This window comes from Thermostichus sp. MS-CIW-41 (assembly GCF_054058915.1).
Genome location: NZ_JBSSBO010000002.1, coordinates 42,721 through 63,476, shown reverse-complemented (window position 1 = coordinate 63,476; position 20,756 = coordinate 42,721). Strand labels below are relative to the sequence as shown.

At 56.1% G+C, this 20,756-nt stretch carries 19 protein-coding genes and 1 pseudogene; 12 read left to right on the top strand and 8 right to left on the bottom strand.

The window, feature by feature from the left end:
- Positions 1-122: 122 nt before the first annotated feature.
- The 3 genes from cphA (at position 123) to ACVWXE_RS01210 (ending at position 4,334) form a co-directional block, all read left to right on the top strand.
- Positions 123-2,819, top strand: a complete 2,697-nt coding sequence (gene cphA, locus ACVWXE_RS01220) for a cyanophycin synthetase (RefSeq protein ID WP_457489383.1) — start codon at positions 123-125, stop codon at positions 2,817-2,819.
- A 322-nt stretch (positions 2,820-3,141) separates the two neighbouring features.
- Positions 3,142-3,342 (top strand): hypothetical protein, encoded by a 201-nt coding sequence (locus ACVWXE_RS01215; protein WP_414330572.1) that lies wholly within the window; start codon positions 3,142-3,144, stop codon positions 3,340-3,342.
- 125 nt (positions 3,343-3,467) lie between these two features.
- Positions 3,468-4,334, top strand: coding sequence for a prepilin peptidase (locus tag ACVWXE_RS01210; protein ID WP_457489410.1), 867 nt, complete (start codon positions 3,468-3,470; stop codon positions 4,332-4,334).
- Between the two features lie 77 nt (positions 4,335-4,411).
- On the opposite strand, the gene ACVWXE_RS01205 is transcribed toward ACVWXE_RS01210, so the two are convergent.
- Positions 4,412-8,398: a magnesium chelatase subunit H gene (locus tag ACVWXE_RS01205; RefSeq protein ID WP_457489382.1), complete on the bottom strand. Its 3,987-nt coding sequence runs from the start codon at positions 8,396-8,398 to the stop codon at positions 4,412-4,414.
- Between the two features lie 241 nt (positions 8,399-8,639).
- Positions 8,640-8,807: pseudogene (locus ACVWXE_RS01200) on the bottom strand (tyrosine-type recombinase/integrase); the annotation flags it as partial.
- A gap of 480 nt (positions 8,808-9,287) precedes the next feature.
- On the opposite strand from ACVWXE_RS01200, the gene ACVWXE_RS01195 reads away from it, so the two are divergent.
- From ACVWXE_RS01195 to ACVWXE_RS01165, 7 genes are all read left to right on the top strand, one after another.
- A complete protein-coding gene (locus ACVWXE_RS01195) occupies positions 9,288-9,608 on the top strand; it encodes a hypothetical protein (protein ID WP_457466771.1) in 321 nt (106 codons plus the stop codon).
- A 20-nt stretch (positions 9,609-9,628) separates the two neighbouring features.
- Positions 9,629-10,468: a VWA domain-containing protein gene (locus ACVWXE_RS01190; protein WP_457402124.1), complete on the top strand. Its 840-nt coding sequence runs from the start codon at positions 9,629-9,631 to the stop codon at positions 10,466-10,468.
- 11 nt (positions 10,469-10,479) lie between these two features.
- Positions 10,480-11,244: a protein phosphatase 2C domain-containing protein gene (locus tag ACVWXE_RS01185; protein ID WP_414388693.1), complete on the top strand. Its 765-nt coding sequence runs from the start codon at positions 10,480-10,482 to the stop codon at positions 11,242-11,244.
- Between the two features lie 7 nt (positions 11,245-11,251).
- On the top strand, positions 11,252-12,994 hold the full coding sequence (locus tag ACVWXE_RS01180; protein ID WP_457489381.1) for a hypothetical protein: 1,743 nt from the start codon (positions 11,252-11,254) through the stop codon (positions 12,992-12,994).
- A gap of 258 nt (positions 12,995-13,252) precedes the next feature.
- Positions 13,253-13,477: a hypothetical protein gene (locus ACVWXE_RS01175; protein WP_414329510.1), complete on the top strand. Its 225-nt coding sequence runs from the start codon at positions 13,253-13,255 to the stop codon at positions 13,475-13,477.
- Positions 13,467-13,802 carry a putative toxin-antitoxin system toxin component, PIN family gene (locus ACVWXE_RS01170; protein WP_414329508.1) on the top strand — a complete coding sequence of 112 codons (336 nt, stop codon included), beginning with the start codon at positions 13,467-13,469 and terminating at the stop codon, positions 13,800-13,802. The genes ACVWXE_RS01175 and ACVWXE_RS01170 overlap by 11 nt, the downstream gene beginning before the upstream one ends.
- Before the next feature lie 203 nt (positions 13,803-14,005).
- Positions 14,006-14,296, top strand: coding sequence for a nucleotidyltransferase family protein (locus ACVWXE_RS01165; protein WP_414329506.1), 291 nt, complete (start codon positions 14,006-14,008; stop codon positions 14,294-14,296).
- A 290-nt stretch (positions 14,297-14,586) separates the two neighbouring features.
- Here ACVWXE_RS01165 and ACVWXE_RS01160 read toward each other — a convergent pair whose 3' ends face one another.
- From ACVWXE_RS01160 to ACVWXE_RS01145, 4 genes are all read right to left on the bottom strand, one after another.
- Positions 14,587-15,087 (bottom strand): low molecular weight protein-tyrosine-phosphatase, encoded by a 501-nt coding sequence (locus ACVWXE_RS01160; protein ID WP_011432541.1) that lies wholly within the window; start codon positions 15,085-15,087, stop codon positions 14,587-14,589.
- 137 nt (positions 15,088-15,224) lie between these two features.
- Complete coding sequence (aat, locus tag ACVWXE_RS01155) at positions 15,225-15,803, bottom strand: leucyl/phenylalanyl-tRNA--protein transferase (RefSeq protein WP_457489409.1); 579 nt, start codon at positions 15,801-15,803, stop codon at positions 15,225-15,227.
- A 17-nt stretch (positions 15,804-15,820) separates the two neighbouring features.
- Positions 15,821-16,273 carry a hypothetical protein gene (locus ACVWXE_RS01150; RefSeq protein ID WP_457489380.1) on the bottom strand — a complete coding sequence of 151 codons (453 nt, stop codon included), beginning with the start codon at positions 16,271-16,273 and terminating at the stop codon, positions 15,821-15,823.
- A 478-nt stretch (positions 16,274-16,751) separates the two neighbouring features.
- A complete protein-coding gene (locus ACVWXE_RS01145; protein ID WP_414356470.1) occupies positions 16,752-16,880 on the bottom strand; it encodes a hypothetical protein in 129 nt (42 codons plus the stop codon).
- 97 nt (positions 16,881-16,977) lie between these two features.
- Here ACVWXE_RS01145 and purN point away from each other — a divergent pair, with 97 nt between their 5' ends.
- Together purN and ACVWXE_RS01135 are read left to right on the top strand one after the other, a co-directional pair.
- Positions 16,978-17,640, top strand: a complete 663-nt coding sequence (gene purN / locus ACVWXE_RS01140; RefSeq protein ID WP_414347221.1) for a phosphoribosylglycinamide formyltransferase — start codon at positions 16,978-16,980, stop codon at positions 17,638-17,640.
- A gap of 26 nt (positions 17,641-17,666) precedes the next feature.
- Positions 17,667-18,470 (top strand): PIN domain-containing protein, encoded by an 804-nt coding sequence (locus ACVWXE_RS01135; protein ID WP_457405732.1) that lies wholly within the window; start codon positions 17,667-17,669, stop codon positions 18,468-18,470.
- Positions 18,471-18,924: 454 nt separating this feature from the next.
- Here the strand turns inward: ACVWXE_RS01135 and ACVWXE_RS01130 are convergent, their stop codons facing one another.
- Together ACVWXE_RS01130 and ACVWXE_RS01125 are read right to left on the bottom strand one after the other, a co-directional pair.
- Positions 18,925-19,806: a hypothetical protein gene (locus tag ACVWXE_RS01130; protein ID WP_457489379.1), complete on the bottom strand. Its 882-nt coding sequence runs from the start codon at positions 19,804-19,806 to the stop codon at positions 18,925-18,927.
- A 282-nt stretch (positions 19,807-20,088) separates the two neighbouring features.
- On the bottom strand, positions 20,089-20,748 hold the full coding sequence (locus ACVWXE_RS01125) for a hypothetical protein (RefSeq protein ID WP_457489378.1): 660 nt from the start codon (positions 20,746-20,748) through the stop codon (positions 20,089-20,091).
- Between the last annotated feature and the right edge of the window lie 8 nt (positions 20,749-20,756).

Below are 20,756 nucleotides of genomic sequence, written 5' to 3'. Positions count from 1 at the left end.
ATTAGGGCTGGTCGCGCCAGCGGGATGTAGTCCTTGGCAGTTTCCTGCGCCGGCATCCTGAAAACGACCCTAAAACGACCCTAAGTTATCTGTCCCCTTCCCCGCTGTTTCCCCTAGACCCTATGCGCATCCGATCCATCCGCGTTCTCAGTGGCCCCAACTACTGGAGCATCCGTCGTCATAAGCTGATTCAAATGCGGCTTGATCTGGAAGACTTGCAGGAGCGACCCACCAACACCATCCCGGGTTTCAAAGAAAGGTTGGAGGCCCTGTTGCCGGGACTGTGGGAACACCAGTGCTCCCGCGGCTGCTATGGGGGATTCTTGCAACGGGTGGAAGAGGGCACCCTCATGGGCCATGTGGTGGAGCATGTGGCCTTGGAGCTGCAGACCCTGGCCGGCATGAAAGTGGATTTTGGCCGCACCCGCGAAACCTCCACCCCCGGCACCTACAACGTGGTGTTCGAGTATCAGGAGGCAGAGGCCGGGCGCTTTGCGGCCAAAGCTGCAGTCTACCTCTGTCAGGCTTTGGTGGACGGAGAAGACTACCGCCGCGACCTAGAACTGGACATTCAAGAGTTGCGAGAGATCCGAGAGAACGTCCGCTTCGGCCCCAGCACCCAAGCTTTGCTGGACGAGGCCGCCCTGCGCGGGATCCCCTATCTGCGCCTCAACAAGGGATCCCTGGTGCAACTGGGGTACGGCGTCTACCAAAAGCGCATCGAAGCCACCACCACTGAAAAAACCAGCATCATTGCCGCCGACCTGGCCGCCGACAAGCGGGCCACCAAAGAACTGCTGCAGGACATGGGGATCCCGGTGCCCAAGGGCTATACGGTGCGTCGCCGCAGCGAGTTGGCAGCCACCATCGAGGATATCGGGGGCTTTCCGGTGGTGATCAAGCCCCTTAACGCGAACCACGGCAAGGGCATCACCGTCAACATCACCAGCCTGGAAGCCGCCGAGATCGCCTACGATGCCGCCAGCCAATACTCCGATGTGGTGTTGGTGGAAAAGCACCTGGTGGGGGATGACTACCGACTGCTGGTGATCAACAACAAGCTGGTGGCTGTGGCCAAGCGGATCCCAGCCTATGTGGTGGGAGATGGCCGCTCCACCATTCAAGAGCTGATCGACGAAGTCAACAGGGATCCGCGGCGGGGGTTTGGCCACGAAAACGTGCTGACCCAAATTAGCGTTGATGACATGACCCTGCGTATCCTCGAAAGCAAAGGCTACACCCTGGATACGGTGCTGCCCAAAGGAGAACATTGCACCCTCAAATCCACCGCCAACCTGAGCACCGGCGGCATCGCCGTCGATTGCACCGATATCATCCATCCCTACAACGCCTTCATTGCCGAACGGGCAGCTCAGATCATCGGCCTGGATGTGGCGGGTATTGACCTCATCTGCCCGGACATTGCCCAGCCCGTCAACGAAACCGGGGGCGGCATTGTCGAGGTGAACGCTTCTCCGGGTTTGCGCATGCACCTGGCCCCCAGCGAAGGGATCCCGCGCAATGTGGCTGAGCCCATCATCGACATGCTCTTTCCCCCCGGCAGCCACACCCGCATCCCCATCCTGGCCGTCACCGGCACCAACGGCAAAACCACCACCACCCGCCTGATCGCCCACATCCTCAAAGGCATCGGCAAGCGGGTCGGCTTCACCACCACCGACGGCGTTTACATCCAAAACCATCAAATTGCCAAGGGAGACATGACCGGCCCCCACAGCGCCCGCCTGGTGCTCAGGGATCCCACCGTAGAAGTGGCGGTGCTGGAAACGGCGCGAGGCGGCATTTTGCGAGAGGGGCTGGGGTTTCCGGAATGCGATATTGGCGTGGTGCTCAACGTAACCTCAGATCACCTGGGGTTGGGGGATATCGAAACCCTAGAAGACATGGCCCGCGTCAAATCCGTCTTGGTGGAAGCGGTACACGAGCGGGGCTACGCTGTCTTGAATGCCGATGATGGTCTGGTGGCCGCCATGGCCGCCAATGTCAAAGCGACAGTGGCCTATTTCAGCATGAACCCGGAAAATCCCCTCATTCAAAAGCACATTGCTTCCGGGGGCACGGCGGCTGTTTATGAAGAGGGCCACATCTCAATTTTGAAACGGGGCTGGAAACTGCGCATCGAAGATGTCAGCAACATTCCCCTCACCCTCTCCGGCAAGGCCAGCTTCATGATCCAAAATGTGCTGGCCGCTACTTTGGCAGCCTTCCTGCACGGGGTTTCCATCGACGACATCCGCATGGCGCTGGGCACCTTCACCAGTTCTGTAGCCCAGACCCCCGGTCGCCTCAACTTGTTTGATGTAGGGGGCTACCAGGTGTTGGTGGACTATGCCCACAACCCAGCAGGTTACGAAGCCATTCAAAGTACCCTGGAGCGCTGGGATTGCCAACGAAAAATTGGGGTTATCGGCGGGCCTGGGGATCGGCGCAACAGCGACCTACGAGAGCTGGGAGTCTTGGCAGCGCGCATGTTCGACCGGGCCATCGTCAAAGAAGATGATGACCGGCGAGGACGGGAACCAGGCGAGGTGGCCGCCCTAATCCGGCAGGGTTGGGAACAGGAAAAGGCAGGGGATCGTCTGCAGGAAATCTTGGATGAGGCTACTGCCATCGAAACCGCTTTGGAAAAGGCCGAACCTGGAGACCTGGTGGTGATCTTTCCGGCAGATGTGCAGCGCACCATCCAGATCATCACCCGCTTTCAAGACAAGCTCAATCCCAAACCCAGTTACCGTGGCTCCTCCTACAGCATCGGCCCAGATTTGATCTCCCCCAGCCCTGACGTCAAACTGTCTTAGGCTGGCTGCCGACAACTCCAGAGTGCTCTATGGCCTCCATTCCTGGACAGACATCGAGAATTGAGTGGGCGGAGGTGACCCATAAGTCCTCGGCGGCGATATCCTAAGTTTAGGCTGGCGGGGGCGGGTGACTTGTCTTTTGGGAAGCAGCAGGTGTTCGGCTCATGGGATCCTCGGCTTTTCAGAAGCCTTAACCGTTCTAAAAAAGTCTGAGGGATGGCAGACAGAACTTTGGGGATCCCAAAAGGTCTAAAGACTCCGTCCCGCCGACGCGATGGGAATGTCGTTAGGGTAGTTGTGAATTTGGCAAGGAAAACAGCTCATGGACAGCGCTCTGCTTCAAGCGGCTCGCCAGATTTATCAATTTCATCTGCAGCATCGACCGGAAGTGCTGGAGCAACCTCCGCGGGGGGTAGTTATTCACCGCCGTACCCTGCGAGGGGATCTGATCTTTTCCGAGTTCCCCATCCTGCTGCCCCAGGAAACTTTTATTCCGCTGCAGCAATTGGAGCCGCTGCGGTGAGGCACAAGGAGCTACGCTGACAGAGTAGATCCTTCCTTTTTCTGCCTTTAGGGACTCCGTCCTGCCGACGCGATGGGAATGGCTGCCATGCTCGAGATTCTCCCCTACTGCACAACGCTCACATGATGTGGCTGAGCATGATGTGGCTGAGCAGCGCCGACGCCAACAGAATCTGGGAGCTGCGCCTGTTGGCCTGGGTGCTGGTACTGGTGCTGGGGGCCTGTGTGGGCAGCTTCTTGAACGTGGTGGTCTATCGCCTGCCGCAGGGTCTTTCTCTGCTCCATCCCGGATCCCATTGTCCAAGCTGCAAGACGCCGCTGGGCCCCACGGAGAACATTCCCATCCTAGGCTGGTTGTTGCTGCGCGGTCGCTGCCGCCATTGTGGAGCGCAGATTAGCTGGCGCTACCCTGCCGTTGAGGCGTTGACAATGGGCCTGTTTGCCCTCAGCATCGGCGCTTTGGGGTTTTCTGCCCAAGGGATCCTCACCTGCATCTTGTTGAGCTGGCTGTTGGCCCTGGCGCTCATCGATCTGGATACCTTTTTGCTGCCGGAGGAGCTGACCCGTTCAGGCCTGGTGGTGGGGCTTTTGGCCCGCCTGGCTCTGCCGTGGCTCCAGGGATCCGGATCCCTGGCCGCTACAGGCCTGTCACTGGTGGAAGGGATTGCGGGAGCTGTGCTGGGCCTCTGGCTGCTGGAGGGCATTGGCCTCTTGGCCCGTTGGGTCTTGGGGCGGGAGGCTATGGGCGGGGGAGATGGCAAGCTGTTGGCCCTGATCGGCATGTGGTTGGGCTGGCAGGGGGTGGTGGTGGCCCTTCTTTTGGGTTCCGGGTTTGGCCTGCTGGCTGGCTTGCTGGCCATGACCAAGGGGCGGGCCCGCCTGGGAAAGCCCATCCCTTTCGGCCCCTACTTGGCTATGGGCGGAGGGGTAGCCGCTCTAGCCGGATCCCAACTGGTGGAGGGCTACCTGCGCTGGCTTGACCTGGTGGGGTAGAGCTACCCTGCCCCCCTCCCCAGGAGAGAGAGGGGTAGAGATGCCCGTTCGGGCCAACTTAGGACAGGGAGAACTCTCTACTCCACCCCCTCGATCCGGTCTTCCACTTCCTGGTACAGCTCCTGCAGACGCTCGATATTGGCCTGGGAAGTCTGCCAGTAGCCACGCCCATGCACCTCCAGCAGGGATCCGACAATGCGCCGGAAGGAGTGGGGATTGAGGTTCATCAAGCGCTGCCGCATCGCCTCGTCCTTGATGAAAGTCTCGTTGGTTTCCTCGTAGATCCAGTTGTCCACCGCGCCTGCCGTGGCCGACCAGCCCGAAGTGTTGACCAACCGCTTGGCGATCTCCCGTACCCCTTCGTAGCCGTGCTTGAGCATCCCCTCATACCACTTGGGGTTGAGGAGCTTGGTGCGGGCGTCCAGACGGATGGTTTCGCTCAGGGTGCGGATCTGGGCGTTGGGGGTGGTGGTATCTGCCATGTAGGCCGAGGGGGCCTTGCCGTCGGGGCGCAGGCTTTGCACCAGCTTGGTGGGATCCGCGTCGAAGTAGTGGCTGACATCCGTCAAGCTGATCTCCGAGGAGTCCAGGTTCTGGAAGGTCACATCCACCGTTTTCAGGCTGGCCTCGAAGAGCTGTCGCATCTGCTGGTTAGGCAGATTCGAGCCAAATGCAAAGGACTTGCGGGATAGGTACATCTCCCGCAGCTCGCTTTCATCTTCCCAAGAGCTGTTTTCCACCGCCAGGTTGATGTTGGCCGAGTAGGATCCGGAAGCGTTGGAAAAGACCCGCGTCGCCGCCTGTTCCAGGGTCAGCCCCAGCTCTTCTGCCTGCTGCAAGGCGTGCTTGCGCACGAAGTTCAGCTCCGGTGGCTCCACCGCTGCGGCCGCCAGCTTCACCGCCCGGTCGATCAGGTCCATCTGGTTAACAAACAGATCCCGGAATACCCCAGAGCAGTTCACCACCACATCAATGCGGGGACGGCCCAGTTCCTCTAAGGGGATTAACTCCACCTTGTTCACCCGCCCCAGGGCATCGGGTTTGGGTCGCACCCCCAGCAAACACAGCACCTGCGCCAGCGACTCCCCGTAGGTCTTGATGTTGTCGGTGCCCCAGAGCACCACCGAGATGGTTTCCGGGTACCGGCCACCGTTACTGCTCATCTCGCGAGCCAGCAGCCGTTCCACCACCATCTCCGCCGACTGGATGGCGGCTGCCGTGGGGATGGACTGGGGATCCAAAGCGTGGATGTTGCGCCCTGTCGGCAACACATTGGGGTTGCGGATGGGATCCCCCCCCGGCCCCGGCGAAATGTACTCCCCTTCCAAGGCCCGCAGCAGGGATCCCAGCTCTTGGTCGGCGGTAATTTGCTTGAGGCACTCTTCCAGGAACTCAAACAAGGGCTTCAAAAGATCCGGATCCACCTGGGGGTAGCCCGCTTCTTTTAGGACTGCCAACCAGGGGGCTTGCCGGCCCATGTTGAAAAAGTTGAGCTTGGCCACCCGCGCGACCCGGCCCTGGGCATCGGTCTGCTCCTGCACCAGCGCCGCCACCGCCTTCTGGCAGGCCTTGTTGATGCGATCCAGCAGCTCCGTATCCGCCAGGTGTCCTCGATCCCGGTTGCGGTAGATCTCATCGATATCCCGGCCCAGGCTTTGGGCGAGAATGCGGGGCAGGCCGAGGATCCCTTCTTCGGGGCGGTCAATGCTGGCAATGCTCACCAGGGTGGCAATCGCCTCTTCGGCGGTGGGGGGCGCTCCAATGACGTGCAGACCACAGGGCAACAGCCGCGACTCGATCTCCATCAGCTGGGCGTAGAGCTTGCCCACCACCCTGTCCCGCTCTTCCAAGCTCAACTGGGCGGCGTCCCCCTGGGGCAACTCCACATCCTTGTCCAGGTTCACCAGCCGCGCCTTGTCGCAGATGGCGTTGACGATGGCGATGCCCCGCGCCCCCTCCCGCAGGGTTTGGTAGGAGCCGATCATCTCCCGCAGCTCTTGCAGCCCCTTGTAGAGGCCCGCGTTTTCCGCCGGCGGCGTCAGGTAGCTGATGGTGCAGGCGTAGCCCCGCCGCTTGGCAATAGTGGCCTCACTGGGGTTGTTGGCGGCGTAGTAGTACAGGTTGGGCAGGGATCCAATTAGATTATCCGGATAGCACTCGCCTGACATGCCGATCTGCTTGCCCGGCATAAACTCCAGGGATCCATGGGTGCCAAAGTGCAGCACCGCATCCGCCCCCCAAACTTTCTCCAGGTAGGTGTAGTAGGCAGCAAAGCCGTGGTGGGGGCTGGCTGACCTGGAAAAAAGCAGCCGCATGGGATCCCCTTCATAGCCGAAGGTGGGCTGCACCCCGATGAACACATTGCCAAAGTGCTTGCCGTAGATCAACAGATTTTGCCCATCGGTATTCAGGTGCCCCGGCGCTGGCCCCCAGTATTGCTCGATGGCTTTCACGTAGGGTGTCAGCGCCTCGTACTCCCGCACCGACAGTTTGGCGGCCACATTCAGCTCCGGGCTGGCGTACTGGGCCTGGGGATCGTGCAGGATGGACTCCATCAGCTCCTGCGGGGTTTTGGGCAGCAAGGACTCCGTCCCGCTGTCGCGAACAGAGCCGAGGTCATAGCCGTTGTGGGCCAGGGCCTGCATCACCCGGTGAATAGAGGCAAATACATCCAAGTAGGCTGCTGTCCCCACATTGCCTTTGTCCGGTGGGAAGCTGAAGACGGTGATGGCGATCTTCTTCTCCAGCTTGGGCTTGCGCCGCAAATTGGCCCATTTAATGGCCCGCGCCGCGATCAGCTCGATCCGATCCTGCATTGCGTGAGCTTTGCCGGTGGCCGCGTCCCGCCCTGAGAGGATGATGGGATCGATGGCCCCGTCCAGCTCGGGAATGGCAATCTGCAGAGCCACCTGCACCGGGTGCAGCCCCAGGTCGCTGGCAGCCCATTCCTCCGTCGATTGAAACACCAAGGGCAGCGCCACCATGTAGGGGCGATTCAGCCGTTGCAGCGCTTCCACCGCCTTGGGGTGATCCTGCCGCGCCGGCCCTCCCACCAGGGCAAACCCGGTTAGCGACACGACCACATCCACAATGGGCGCTGTCTTCTGCGCGTTCCAGAAAAACTCGTTCACTGGCTTGGAGAAATCTAGACCCCCGGCAAACACCGGCACCACTCGCGCCCCGCGCGACTCCAGCTCTTGCACCATGGCCACATAGTGGGCATCATCCCCCGTCACCAGGTGGGTGCGCTGCAGCACCAATCCCACGCAGGGAGCCAAGGGATCCTTCACGTCCTGCGGCAGATCCTCGCGGGCGTTGTACCAATCCAAATACTCCGCCAGACTGGCAAACATCTGCGGCGCCAAGGGGTGCCAAATGCCCATCTCCAAGTAGGTGACCGGCTCGGCAAACTGCACCTGATCCCGCATCCCCGGCAGGTAGCGATCCGCCAGCATCAGCAAAAAGTTCTCCAGGTTCTCGCGGGATCCCCCCAGCCAGTACTGGAAGCTGAGCATGAAGTTGCGGGCATCCTGCGCCTTGTCGAAGGGCAGATACTTCAGCACCTTGGGCAGCGTCTGCAGCAGCTTCAGCATCCCCTCCTGGAAGTTGGATCCCTGCTGGCGCTTGCGCATAAACTGGGCGATGGCGCTCTTGGACTGGCCTAGCTGCGCCATGGAAAAGGATCCCATCTTGTTCAGGCGCATCACCTCCGGCATGGAGGGAAACACCACCACCGCATCCAGCCGTTCCCGCAGGGGCTCTACCGCCTGCACCACCTTCTGGGCAATGTCTTCGATAAAAATCAGGGATCCGATAAAGACATTGGCCGTTTCCAGATCCCGCCGAAAAGCCTCATAGCCCGCGGGATCCCGCAGCTCCTCCACCAGATAGCCGGACAGCTCCACCGCCAGCTTGGAGTTGTGGGCGTTGATGTGCTGCACTGCTGCGGTCAGGGCACTCTGATATTGCGGCTCCAACACCACATACACCACCTTCATCAAGCGGCGATCCCCCACCTCGGCAGGGGTAACGTGGCGGGTGATGGGCTTAACCAGAGTAAACATGCGGTCGCTCTCCGTCGTGCAATGCAAAAATTGGGTAAACCGGGGAAAGGATTCTGTCCTGCTAACGCGAAAGGACTCCGTCCCGCTGACGCGATAGGCAGGATCCCCTATTGTCTGTTTCCCGTTCTACCAGAGAAACGGATCCCTGCTGGGAGCATGGCGGCAGGGTCGTAATAATTCGCAATGATCGCTGAGGTACTGTAAAGGGGAAGAGGATCCCTTCCCCAGAGAGCGTCCCCTTCTAAGGATCCAATGGACTTCTCACCCCGCGCCCGCCTTTATTCAGCACATGGGTGTAAATCATGGTGGTTTTGACATCTTTGTGGCCCAACAATTCTTGGACGGTGCGGATGTCGTAGCCGTTTTGCAGGAGATGAGTGGCAAAACTATGGCGGAAGGTGTGGCAAGTAAACTACCCGACTCCGTACCGCTTTAGCGATACAGAGTAGGCTTTTAGTAGCCCTGGGCCTGCTCTGCTCTACCAGAGAACAAAACAGGCCCGAACCTCTAGGCTGGTTTACAGCAGCCCCAATCGACCGTTACCAGTGCCTTAAATAACCGTTTCTGGTGCCCGCAATGTTATTATAGCACAAGGCAAGTGAAGTCGCACATTCCTCCCGACACTGACTTTATGAGTACAGTGCGAGGCTCCTGCGATTTCTAGCTGACTTGCTCCAGGAGCTTTCTGGGTCTAGGTATAGGTGTGTTAATGCTCATTCAGCCAGATAAAAACCCTTTGGAGGTAATTATCGCTCAAAATGTTGACTATACAGACAAATTAGGGCAGCATTACACTAGGCGATGGACTAGGCGATGGAAAAGTCTGCTTCTTAGGTGATTATCAGTCATCTAGCTGCAGAAACACATGTTAGGCGACAGGGAGCTTTTAATGACGACCGAGTTGCTCTATCACCAACCAGTGGCACTGATCGCCATCGCGCTGCTTGCATGCACGGTGATCGCTGCGGGCTCGGGGTACAAACTCGGTCGCAGAGGACGCCAAGCACAAAACGAGCTGACGCGAATTCAGATCGGGAGCATTCAAGCGGCAACCCTGGGACTGCTTGCCCTTCTTCTTGGATTCACCTTCGCCATGGCGCCGTCCCGATTCGAGTACCGGAAGCTAGTTCGCAAAACGGCGGCGTTGTTTGCCGAGACGTTATGTGAAAGTGCGGCTCTGCATTCTACAAGTCAACAATTAATAATGTAATAATCTGAAAGGAAATCGCAATGCCATATCAAGCCGAAATTAGTCGAGCCAATCCGAGTTGTTTCTTGTTCCTCATTGACCAGTCGGGATCGATGTCAGACCCGTTCGGTGGTAGTGGGCCAAACAAAAGAAAAGCGGATGGTGTCTCCGATGCAATCAACAAGCTGCTTCAAAACTTAGTCATCAAGTGTGCCAAGAGCGATGGAGTTCGAGACTATTACTATGTTGGCGTAATTGGTTATGGTGCTTCAGTCGGTTCAGCCTTTATGGGCTCTCTCGCTGGCAAGGATTTATCACCCATTAGCCAAATCGCAAATTCACCGGCTCGAATCGAGGAGCGTAGCAAGAAAGTGGATGATGGAGCCGGCGGGCTCGTGGAACAGACTATCAAGTTCCCAATTTGGTTTGATCCCGTCGCTAACGGAGGAACTCCAATGTGCCAAGCATTAACGCAGGCCAAGACGATCGTTCAAGACTGGATTGCCCAGCACCCTTCCTGCTTTCCTCCCATTGTGATAAACATAACAGACGGTGAGGCGACAGATGGAAACCCTTCTGATGCTGCAAACGAAATCAAATCATTAGCGAGCTCTGATGGTAACGTTTTGCTATTCAATGTTCACTTGTCTTCTCAGAAGGCTAATCCTATTGAATTTCCAGACTCCGATAGCGGACTGCCCGATGAGTTTGCCCGCTTACTCTTCAGTATGTCGAGCATACTGCCAACACACATCCAGAATGCAGCAAAACAGGAAGGATATCATATCTCGGAGGCAAGCCGTGGGTTTGTTTTCAACGCTGATATCGTTTCGGTAATTCGTTTCTTGGATATTGGAACGCGTCCAAGCAATCTGCGCTAGTTTTGGAACCTATGAGACTCTCACTACACCATTTCTGGCTGCAAAAGCTTGGCAATGAAGAAGCCGATTACGAGGACGCTTTCGCCCCCAAAATAGATGGCATAATCGATCAGGAGACTTTTGCAATAGCTATTGCCGACGGTGCAACTGAGAGTTCTTTTGCATCCGATTGGGCTAAGATGCTCACTCGTGCTTTTGTCAAAGAACGCTTCACGAACATCCAGGCTCTGCAGGCCCGCACGGAAATATTATCGAAGCGATGGCACACTTTTGTAAACCGTAGACCATTGCCTTGGTTTGCAGAAGAAAAGGTTCGCCTTGGAGCCTTCGCAACGCTGCTCGGCGTCGAACTCACCTCAAACTCAAACGATTCAAACGAATCGGGATCTTGGTCAGCAATAGCAGTCGGTGACAGTTGTCTCTTTCAAGTCCGCAATGATGATCTTGTCCTCTCTTTTCCCATTTCCAGCGCAAGCGAATTTGGAAGTTCTCCGACTTTGCTTTCCACCAATTTGGCCCGCAATTCGCAACTCTGGGAGAAAGTCAAGCGCCAAACTGCAGAATGGCAATCAGGCGATCTCTTGCTACTTGCCACAGATGCCCTCGCGTGTTGGTTCCTCACCGAGCATGAGAACAATGAAAAGCCCTGGAACATTCTCTACGGTTTTACCGAGAATTCGTCGCCTCAGGAATCATTCAAAGCGTGGGCGAATGATGCGCGTCGTTCTACCCGCCTGAAAAATGATGACATCACCTTACTCTTAGTGAGGCTCTGAATTTGTTATGCGATTACCAAGAGGCGATGAATACTTAGCTGCAGTTCAAAACCCCAGCACAGCTTTCAGCGATCCGGAATTAAAGGTTTCCATCCCAGATACTGATCAGTTCGGAATTCCTAAGCCTTACTCCGGAGGGTTCACAACCACATTTCATCTCCGAAATCATTCGCAACATTGGGCAGTCCGCTGTTTCACCAGAACCATTCCAGATTTGCAGAGACGCTATGAAGCTATTGGGCGGTTCCTGCAAACCTGTACAGACGGTTTTTTTGTAAAGGCCATTTGTCTTAATGAAGGAATTAGAGTTGGCAACCAGTGGCATCCCATCATAAAGATGCAGTGGCTCGATGGCGAAACTCTGAACACCTTCATCGACCGCAATATCTCTACGCCTGGAGAGATTTCTAAGCTCATTCCAGAGTTTGTCGATTTGGTGAAACGTCTCGAAAGCCTCAAAGTAGCTCACGGGGATCTCCAGCACGGTAATATTCTCGTCAAGCAAGGGAAGCTCTACCTTATTGATTATGATGGATTCTACCTCCCCGAACTCTCCAGCCTTAGGACAAATGAGATCGGACATCTTAACTATCAGCATCCTTCAAGAACCGCTGCTCATTACAATTCAACGATAGACCGGTTTTCGGCCATCGTGATATATCTCGGTCTTTCAGCGGTCGCCGCTTCGCCCCCTCTCTGGCGCAAGTACGACAACAGCGAGAATATCCTATTTCGCTCAAATGACTTTGCAGATGTCGATTCATCTCCACTTCTCATTGACATTTCTAAAATCTCCCAACTTGCCCCTCTTGTGGAGAGATTCAGGGGCGTTTGCAGGCTCGAATTCGATAAAGTTCCGTCTCTTGATCAGTTCATTTCTGGCAACTTCACCTTTCCAAAGATCACAGTCCGCCCTCCCGCTCCAGCCGTTACTGTTCCCCAAAGGCGCAGCCAGTATCCAGTCATTGACGCTTCTCTTTCTGGCTCACTCTCAGAACATATCGGCGACCGGGTGGAAGTAATCGGACTGATTACCGATTACCATTCTGCACAAAATAAGCACGGACAACCTTACATATTCCTCAACTTCGGTTCTTACCCACACCAAACCTTTACACTTGTTTTGTGGTCTACTTCCCTGGCTGCGTTCCGCCGTGATAAAGTTGATCCTCTTTCTCTCGTTCACAAGTGGGTCAAAGTTACTGGCGTAATTGGTAGGTATCGGGACAGACTGCAGATGACAATTGAACTTCCGTCTCAAGTTCAAATATTGTCAGGCGAGGAAGAAGCTCGCCAATGGCTTGGAGTCAAGCCGTCTGTATCGCCATCTCCACAGATTCGACGCCCAATTTCACAACCTGACGAATCACTTTTTAATACTATCTATTCGGGCAAACGTGCTACTCCTAGTGGTACTCAGTCATCGACCACATCTCCGTCAAAGAAATTTGATTCTTCACTTTTTAATACTATCTATTCGGGCAAACGTGCTACTCCTAGTGGTACTCAGTCATCGACCACATCTCCGTCAAAGAAATTTGATTCTTCACTTTTTAATACTATCTATTCGGGCAAACGTGCTACTCCTGGTGGTACTCCGTCATCGACCACATCTCCGTCAAAGAAATTTGATTCTTCCCACGGCATCCTTGGCGGATTAATACTCGGAATCGTCGGTGCATTAGTTTTGGGTTTCTGGGGTTTCGTGGCAGGCGCCGTGCTCGGTTACCAAATTGGCAAGCGATTATGAAAGGACAACACACTCTATGAGCTGGCGATTCAGAAAAATCTTCCGTTGGGGTCCATTCCGCACCACTTGGACAAAACGAGGCTGGGAATCCTGATGCTTTTGGGGCTGATGGGTTACCCAACATAACAAGTCACTGCACCCGACTTGATGCTAATCTTTGAACAGTACCCAAACCTACTGGCGGCGGGTGAGTTTAGCCGTTAGCCAGCGCGACTTAATCTCAAGTGTAATAATATCCAACATCGAGGAGTTGGAAAGATGAACACAGTGATTACCATTCCTCTGGATGCAGATACAGCGAGACTTTACAGTCAAATTCCTGCTGACCTGCAAAGAAAGTTTCAGTTGTTACTTAACCTTTGGCTGCGCGACCTCATCGTACCACCGCGTCCCCTCCAGGTTGTCATAGATGAAATCAGCCAAAAAGCACAGGAGCGTGGCTTAACTCCTGAGATACTGGAATCTCTGCTGAATGTCGAATGAACCATGCTTTGTTTTTGATACCAATGTTGTTATCAGTGCGCTCCTGTTGAGATGTTCTGTCACTCGTCAAGTCTTTGACAGGGCAACACAGAGAGGCAAATTGCTTATCTCACGTGTGACCGTTGAAGAATTGAGCGATGTCCTGCGGCGCAAAGGATTTGAAAGGTATATAACCGAGGAAGAACGGATGGAGTTCTTGAGCACTTTTGTTAGAGATGGCGTCTTGGTGGAGATTGTAGAGCGCGTGGCGACGTGTCGTGATCCCAAAGACGACAAGTTTCTTGAACTGGCTGTTAATGGCAAGGCAAGATGTGCGTGCCGTTAGATGTACCCAGAGACAAGATAATGAGCAAGCTCAAATGCCCTCATTGCGGGAACCCAGGGATCCCTGTCCTCTGGAAGGTGTGCCTCGGCTCAACTGTGCCTGCGACCTGCAAAGCGTTATGAATCTTTGTTTGAGTCGTAATTGAGAGGAAATAGGTGAGCTATAATTCATAATGGACTTTTCTTTTCATTGCAGGTTGGGTAATGCAAAAGCAGGAAGTCCTTACATTACTGGCAAATCACCAGAACACTCTGAAGGACTTTGGCGTAAAGTCTCTAATGCTCTTTGGTTCAGTAGCAAGGGATGAAGCGCAAACAGACAGTGATATCGATCTGCTAGTAGAGTTTGACCGTCCAGTTGGATTGTTCACTTTTGTACGCTTGAAACGATATCTAGAGGAAATTTTAGAGAGTCCGGTTGATCTAGGTACGCCTGACTCCCTCAAGCCCTATCTGCAAGAATCCGTTCTCCGGGAGGTGGTTCGTGCCTTCTAGAGATTGGCAGAACAGAGTAAGATCGGAAATAGAGGCAATTAAGTTAGATGAGGATCCCTCTGGGCCAGGATATATGGTTGTTTCAGACTGCAGGAAAGCAACTTGGGGATCCCAGGTTCCCCTAGTCTGCTTTGGGAGACAGATAAGGGGTATGTTTGTGTTGGCCGGTTAGAGATCGAAGGCAGGGCAAATGTCCCAGACTTATTCGGAATGACTATCGCGAACGGAGCTATTGTACTGGCTACCGTCTCATCGCCATTTGAATTGACTATAAGTAAACACACAAGCTCTCAAGCACGGGGGGGCAACGGTGGGCATTGGATCCCGGGAACCAGGGATTCCAGCAAGCCGCTACAGGCATCCCAGAGCAGCTCGATCACGTAATGGAATCCAGCCTCACCCCCGTAGTAGGGATCCGGAACTTCTTCGTCAGAATGAGAGCGGCAATAGCTGCACATCAGGCGCACTTTCTCGGCATATTTTCCCTGGGGATCCAAGCTGAGAATGTCGCGGTAATTTTGTCGATCCATAGCCAGGATCAGGTCAAACTCGCGCAGGTCGGCAGGTCGAATCTGGCGGGCCTTGCCTTGTAGCTCTAGGCCATAGCATCGGGCTGCTTGTTGCATGCGCCTATCTGGGGGGCTGCCGATGTGATAGGCTGCCGTACCTGCTGAGTCGCAGATAATTGCTTCCTTATGGCCGCTGCTGCGCAAAAGGTGATTGGTGATGCCCTCAGCAGTGGGAGAGCGACAGATGTTACCCAGACAGACAAACAGAAGCTTTTGGCTCATGGCAACCTCCCCATCGGATCCCATGTGTGGGCCCACCACAGGATGTATCCGCCTGCAACAGCGGGACGGATTCCCTTTCTATTTTCCACCAAGAGCCGCTGCAATGTTTTGCCGGCGGCTATCGTAACATCGCAGATTTAATTGAACCGACAAGGGATCCCCAGGCATTGCTGCAGCAGCTTCAGGTATTCTTGTCCCTCCATGAGAAAGGCACCAAAACGGGCCAGGTGCGGGTTCATCAACTGAGCGTCGAATAGGCGAAAGCCCCGCTCCCGTAAGTGCTCCACCAACTTCACCAAGGCCACCTTCGAGCCGTTGGGGATGCGGTAGAACATCGACTCGCCGATAAACGCCGCTCCAAGGGCAATACCCAGGATCCCGCCTGCCAAGGTCTCTCCCTGCCAGGTTTCAAAGCTGTGGGCAAAGCCAGACCGGTGCAGAGCTGCGTAAATCTGCTTCAGCTCGGGGCTAATCCAGGTTTGGGGACGAGCGGCACAGCCCTCTACCACCTGCTCAAAAGCGCAGTTCAGCCGCACCTGAAAGCGACCGCTGCGCACCAAGGGCCGCAACGAACGGGGGCAGTGAAATCGCTCATCGAGGGGGATCACCGCGTGCCGGTCGGTGCCGTACCAGGCTAGGGATCCCGTCTTTTCGTCGGCCATCAGGAAGTAGCCTTGGGCATAGCCTGCCAGAATGGTGGCCAGATCCACCTGCATTGCCTCAGTTGCGCTCCTCAAGATTGCCATTCTGCAGAGAGGCTGGCAAAATCCCCCCCATTGGCCCTGGGGTGACAATCCACACAGGCGCTCACCCGCACAGGAGTGGGAAACTCCACTTGCAGATGCAGGGCACGGAAATAGCGAGAATCTGCCAAGCGATAGGGCACCTGTTCCCCTTGTCGCAGGAGCCGGGAGTTGGGCCGCAAATAGCCCCAGGCCAGTTGTAAAGCCACACCGCTCAGGGGCTGGATCTGCTGGCCATAGTGGTTGGGATCCTGCAGCAGCCGTCGCCAGGTTTCGGTGGGCAACACTTGGGCGGGCAACGCCACATGGCAACTGCCACAACTGCGCACATATTGAGCTTGCTCCAGTTGGGCTTGAGTCAGGCCCTGCTGCGCTTGTGCTCCCAGGTTCTGCGCTGATTCCGCCAGCAGGGATCCCATAAACCCGGACAGGATGACTACCATGCTCCAGATCCAAAACCGCCGGCGTCGTCGTTGCAAAGGAGCCATGCTCTCACACCCACTGCCCATGCTTTCCCACTCTAGATCAGGTGGCCGCTCGCCACAGTGGGACGGAGTCCATAAGATCCGGCCTCAACTGCTGGGATCGACTTGATCGACTTGGCCTATTTTTGGAGGAGCTTGAGAGATCGCGGATCTGATACATTTACGCTGAACACTGCTGAACATCACTGTTCAACTATGCAGCGATAGCATTCTGTTTGTTTCCATTCGCGTTAGCGGGACGGAGTCCAAACAGAATGGCGGTATCCCGCAAAGCTTTGAGTAGAATACCCAAAGCGCAGTTTCCGTGTCGTCTTACTACCAATTTTCTGCTTTGCTTTGGCTACCATGTTGGCAGACTCGAAAGTAAACAGAAAGATCAACTGGTAGTAATCCGTACTGAACATATTATACATTATTTTCAGTATAGTTGAGCTTATTATTGACTAGAGTCATGCTCCTGCTGCATTTTCCGCATTTCTTGAGGCATCTCCCGCAGCTCCTCTTGGGCTTGATCCGTGCAGCGCTCGATGGCGCGGGTGCGCCTGTCAAAGCCGGCGACGGTCAAGTTTTTGGATCCCTCTCTGGATCAACCTGGCCAGAACCAGAAGGGAATCTGTTTGGGTTTAAAATAGCGGGGCTGCAGACTTTCCCGCCAAGCGCTCATGAACCTACCCAGCTTACTCTGGCCGGATCCCGACGGGATCCCAGTGCCCTCTCAACCGGGGATCCTTGGCATTTTGGCTTCCGGCAATGGCAGCAATTTCGAAGCTATTGCCCAAGCCATTGAGGCTGGGGAACTGCAGGCCCAGATTGCTGTGGTCATCACCAACAATCCCAAAGCTTATGTGCGGCAGCGGGCCCAAAAGCGAGGGATCCCTTGCGTCTTGCTCGACCACCGAGACTACCCCTGTCGCGAAGATCTGGACGCCGCCATTGTCCAGGTGCTCTGGCAGCATCACGTGGAATGGGTGATCATGGCCGGGTGGATGCGCCTGGTTACCCAGGTGTTGTTGTCCGCCTACCCGGATCGCGTCTTGAACCTGCATCCCAGCCTGCTGCCCAGCTTCAAGGGCCTGCGGGCTGTTGAACAAGCCCTGAAGTGCGGCGTGAAAATTGCCGGCTGCACTGTCCATCGGGTCACCTTGGAAATGGACAGTGGCCCCATCGTGGCCCAAGCAGCCGTGCCGGTTCTGCCCGAAGATACTGTGGAATCCCTTTACCGGCGCATCCAGACCCAGGAGCACCGCCTCTACCCACTGGCCATCCGCCTCTGCCTGGCAGAGGGATCCCTGCTACCCAAGTCTTCGGGGAAGCTACACAATTGAGGTTAAGTCCAACGCTGGCGCATCCCATGGCCGAGATCCCGCCTCTCCTCGTCTTCGACAGCCCGGTGATCCTGGCCGGTCGTCTGGCTCTATGGCAAGAGTGGGCTCGATTTGGGGTGTGTGTGCTGCCACAGGCAGTGATGGCCGAGCTAGAACGCCTGAGCCGGCAGGCTATTGATCCCCAAGAAGAATCGACAGCCCGCGAGTTTTTGCGCCACTGGCCCAGTCTAGGGTTTGCCGTCTCAGAAGCCCGTGCCTTGGTGGGTGGCGCCGGTGCCGGCGATCAGTCCATGAGGGTACGTTTGGAAGAAGCGATTGCCGAATGCGCCTATGCCCTGGCCCAGCAGCAGCCGGGAACGCTGGTGGTTTTGGTCAGCAACGACCGGCCTTTGGTGGGGCGAATTCAGGGTCTGGGTCTCAACAACCTCTGTGCCATCTCTCTGGCAGAGCTGAACCGGTGGATGCGTCAGCAGCAGCGCCCTCAGGCTGTGGTTATGGCTTTGAATCGGTTACCAGGGCCACCCATTCCTGCCGCCCAGTTGACGTCCTCTACCCTCGCTCCACCTGCCCGTCCCTTGAGTTCCTCTCCAGCTTCCGGGAACCCCCCCGCCCAGGCGCGGCAGCGGTCTGGAGCTGCTCAGGTGGGGCCGAGCACAGCCCGCCTCTGGCCCTTTTTGAAAAGCCTACAGAATGCCCTTGCGTTGTTGCTGGCCCTGGTTTTCCTCTCGGCAACCGGGTTGCTGGCCTGGCGCCTGCTCGATCCAGAAGGAAGTGAAGGGATCTGGCAGCGGCTACCTCTCTCTCGGATCCCTTGGATTCGGGATCTATAGCCAGTTATTCCGAACCAACTTAAGACCCTTTCCGGTCTTCAGCCGGCCGCAGTCATTTTATAGTCGTTTCAGTTATTTCAGGTTAGGGTGAGACTCCTGGGCTGCTGATCGCGCCAGCGGGACGGAGTCCTTGAAAAGCCCTCTGGCCCTGTGCATTTAACGTTTGTTTTAGTGTTGTTTTAGGTGTGAGTGCAGTGTCCTAGTTGGAATGAAACGACCGTAATGAGGGATGAAACTGTTCCGTCGCATTGCCTGGGGGTGGTCGCGGAAGCGGCGTGGAAGGCTTGGGCGGCACCGCTGAGCAGCTGGGAAGCGTCTTAACCTAACTTGAAATGACTACAATGGGATCGACTCCAGCTCTTCTCCCAAGATGGGATCCCTGAAATACAAAGTTTGCTGCCAACCAGGATGAATTGGGTTTTGGCGCAGGTCAGCAGTGACGGGATGGCCAAAGTTACTGCTCAGCAATTGTAACGTTAAAGCCCTTATTTTTCAGGGTTTCCGCATGATAGCGGGCATATTCCAGTTGTTCAAATGCTGCCAACTGCACAAACTTCTGGCCATTCACATCTTTGACAAAGGCCCCATCAGAAACTTCTCGAGCACGTGCCAAGCTCTCTGCCCCTGAGTAGGTAGTGAGCACCAAGAAGGTTCCCTCGCCGCGGTTCGGCCCCAGAGAGTCTACGCTGTTGTCGCTTAGGGGCACCACGTTCTGGGATCCCGCAGAAGTAGGCGATGAAGGTTGGGACGGGCGCTCCAGGCTGGCTGCCAACTGCTCCACCGTTTGCAAGCTGGGGGGAGAGGGTTCCTTGGAAGCCAAGGCCAAGTCGGTCTGCAGGCTGTCCAGCAGGTTAGGAACGCCTTGAAGAGGATCCACCTGTACGTCCTTCAAGTCCGGGGTGGCCGTCAAGCCCAGCGCCAGCCGATCCGGATCCAAGCCACCGGAATAGAACTCCTCTCCCACCTGCCCTTCCACCGGTTCCAGTGGGATCAGGGGCAACTGGGCCAAATCCAGCTGGGCAGGGATCCCTTCTTCCGTCCTGTGGGCAGCGCTTTGGGGCAGGGACAGTTCTTCCGGCCAGATCAGCCAGCGCACCCCAAAGCCAATCCCCGCGCAGGAAAGCACCCACAGCAGCAAGACCCAGAGGGGCGAAAAGGCCCCGGAGGGCCGCGGCATCTCTTCCTCTTCCAAGTCTTCCACCACCTCTTGAATGAGTACAGGTGAAGGGCGCTGTACAGAGCTGGTATTCCCAAGCTGACCTGCTCGTGGGGGCGGGACAGAGTCCATGCGCTGCAAACGCTGCCAGAGGCGGAATCGCTCCAGTTCTTTCAGCACATCCAAATGCAGATGGCTCAGCGCCTCCTGAAGAGCAAGTTGAGGAACTGGATGTGAATGGGACTGCTGTGCCGGAGACAGGGGTTGGGTAGGGTCTGGGGGAAGCGGAGAAGGACTCATAGACAGCCCACACTCAACTTGATGTAAAGTCGGAGAGCAAACAATGCCGATCCACTGTTACAGCCGGAAACAGCCTAACAGGAGAACCCACCTTGGGAACAAGGATTGCCAGCGCCCCATACCTTGCCATAAACCACCATGCCACAGGGCTATGGCAGTCTTCTAGGGCTTTGCCTCCAGATAGAGGGCACGCACATCTGTCGGTAGGTTCTGAAGCAAGATCTGGCGGGCAGAGGCAACGATGGCATCCACGTCTTCTGGGGCGAGGTAATATCCGTCAGCCTTGAGTTGGTCGGCAATGCGAACCGGTGGCCAGCCAAAGCGATCCCGCAGCAGCAGAATGAAGCGCAGATCCCCCGGCAAGGTATCCAAACCAGCAGTCAAATAACAGGCCAGTGCCGGTGAAAGAGAGGACTTTGCCCCGCCTCTGGTGGAGTTGAGGCCGTGAGAAGCTTGAGGGTGGGTGGGGATCCCGTCAAGGGATTGAATCAGCTCACGGGTTTGCTCCGCCAGCCAGGGTCGCAGCACAGGATCCCCTTCGCCAGCCGCTTCTTCCACAAGGCTGTGGACATCTAGGCGCTGTAGGCGCAGGTAAAGCCGCAACCAAACCTGCTCTCGATAGGCAGCCCACTGCTCGGGCGGCAGATGTTCGGCAAGGATCCCGTCCACCCACTGGCAGTAGCGGCAAAACAGGCTGATGAAGTAGCGGGCCACCTCCGGCTGCCGTTGAAAGGCCCGCAGCAACTCCAGATCGCTGTAATGGGCCACCCCCCGCACGATAGGGGCGTTGCATTCCGGCCAAAAGGCGGTAGCTTCGGGCATGAGAATTT

Coding starts and splice junctions, on each gene's coding strand:
- ACVWXE_RS01175 (WP_414329510.1), top strand. CDS start 13,253: ATGAACACAGTGATTACCATTCCTCTGGATGCAGATACAGCGAGACTT.
- cphA (WP_457489383.1), top strand. CDS start 123: ATGCGCATCCGATCCATCCGCGTTCTCAGTGGCCCCAACTACTGGAGC.
- ACVWXE_RS01185 (WP_414388693.1), top strand. CDS start 10,480: ATGAGACTCTCACTACACCATTTCTGGCTGCAAAAGCTTGGCAATGAA.
- ACVWXE_RS01205 (WP_457489382.1), bottom strand. CDS start 8,398: ATGTTTACTCTGGTTAAGCCCATCACCCGCCACGTTACCCCTGCCGAG.
- ACVWXE_RS01135 (WP_457405732.1), top strand. CDS start 17,667: ATGGCCGAGATCCCGCCTCTCCTCGTCTTCGACAGCCCGGTGATCCTG.
- ACVWXE_RS01160 (WP_011432541.1), bottom strand. CDS start 15,087: ATGAGCCAAAAGCTTCTGTTTGTCTGTCTGGGTAACATCTGTCGCTCT.
- aat (WP_457489409.1), bottom strand. CDS start 15,803: ATGCAGGTGGATCTGGCCACCATTCTGGCAGGCTATGCCCAAGGCTAC.
- ACVWXE_RS01210 (WP_457489410.1), top strand. CDS start 3,468: ATGTGGCTGAGCATGATGTGGCTGAGCAGCGCCGACGCCAACAGAATC.
- purN (WP_414347221.1), top strand. CDS start 16,978: ATGAACCTACCCAGCTTACTCTGGCCGGATCCCGACGGGATCCCAGTG.
- ACVWXE_RS01150 (WP_457489380.1), bottom strand. CDS start 16,273: ATGGTAGTCATCCTGTCCGGGTTTATGGGATCCCTGCTGGCGGAATCA.
- ACVWXE_RS01125 (WP_457489378.1), bottom strand. CDS start 20,748: ATGCCCGAAGCTACCGCCTTTTGGCCGGAATGCAACGCCCCTATCGTG.
- ACVWXE_RS01165 (WP_414329506.1), top strand. CDS start 14,006: ATGCAAAAGCAGGAAGTCCTTACATTACTGGCAAATCACCAGAACACT.
- ACVWXE_RS01195 (WP_457466771.1), top strand. CDS start 9,288: ATGACGACCGAGTTGCTCTATCACCAACCAGTGGCACTGATCGCCATC.
- ACVWXE_RS01170 (WP_414329508.1), top strand. CDS start 13,467: ATGTCGAATGAACCATGCTTTGTTTTTGATACCAATGTTGTTATCAGT.
- ACVWXE_RS01180 (WP_457489381.1), top strand. CDS start 11,252: ATGCGATTACCAAGAGGCGATGAATACTTAGCTGCAGTTCAAAACCCC.
- ACVWXE_RS01215 (WP_414330572.1), top strand. CDS start 3,142: ATGGACAGCGCTCTGCTTCAAGCGGCTCGCCAGATTTATCAATTTCAT.
- ACVWXE_RS01190 (WP_457402124.1), top strand. CDS start 9,629: ATGCCATATCAAGCCGAAATTAGTCGAGCCAATCCGAGTTGTTTCTTG.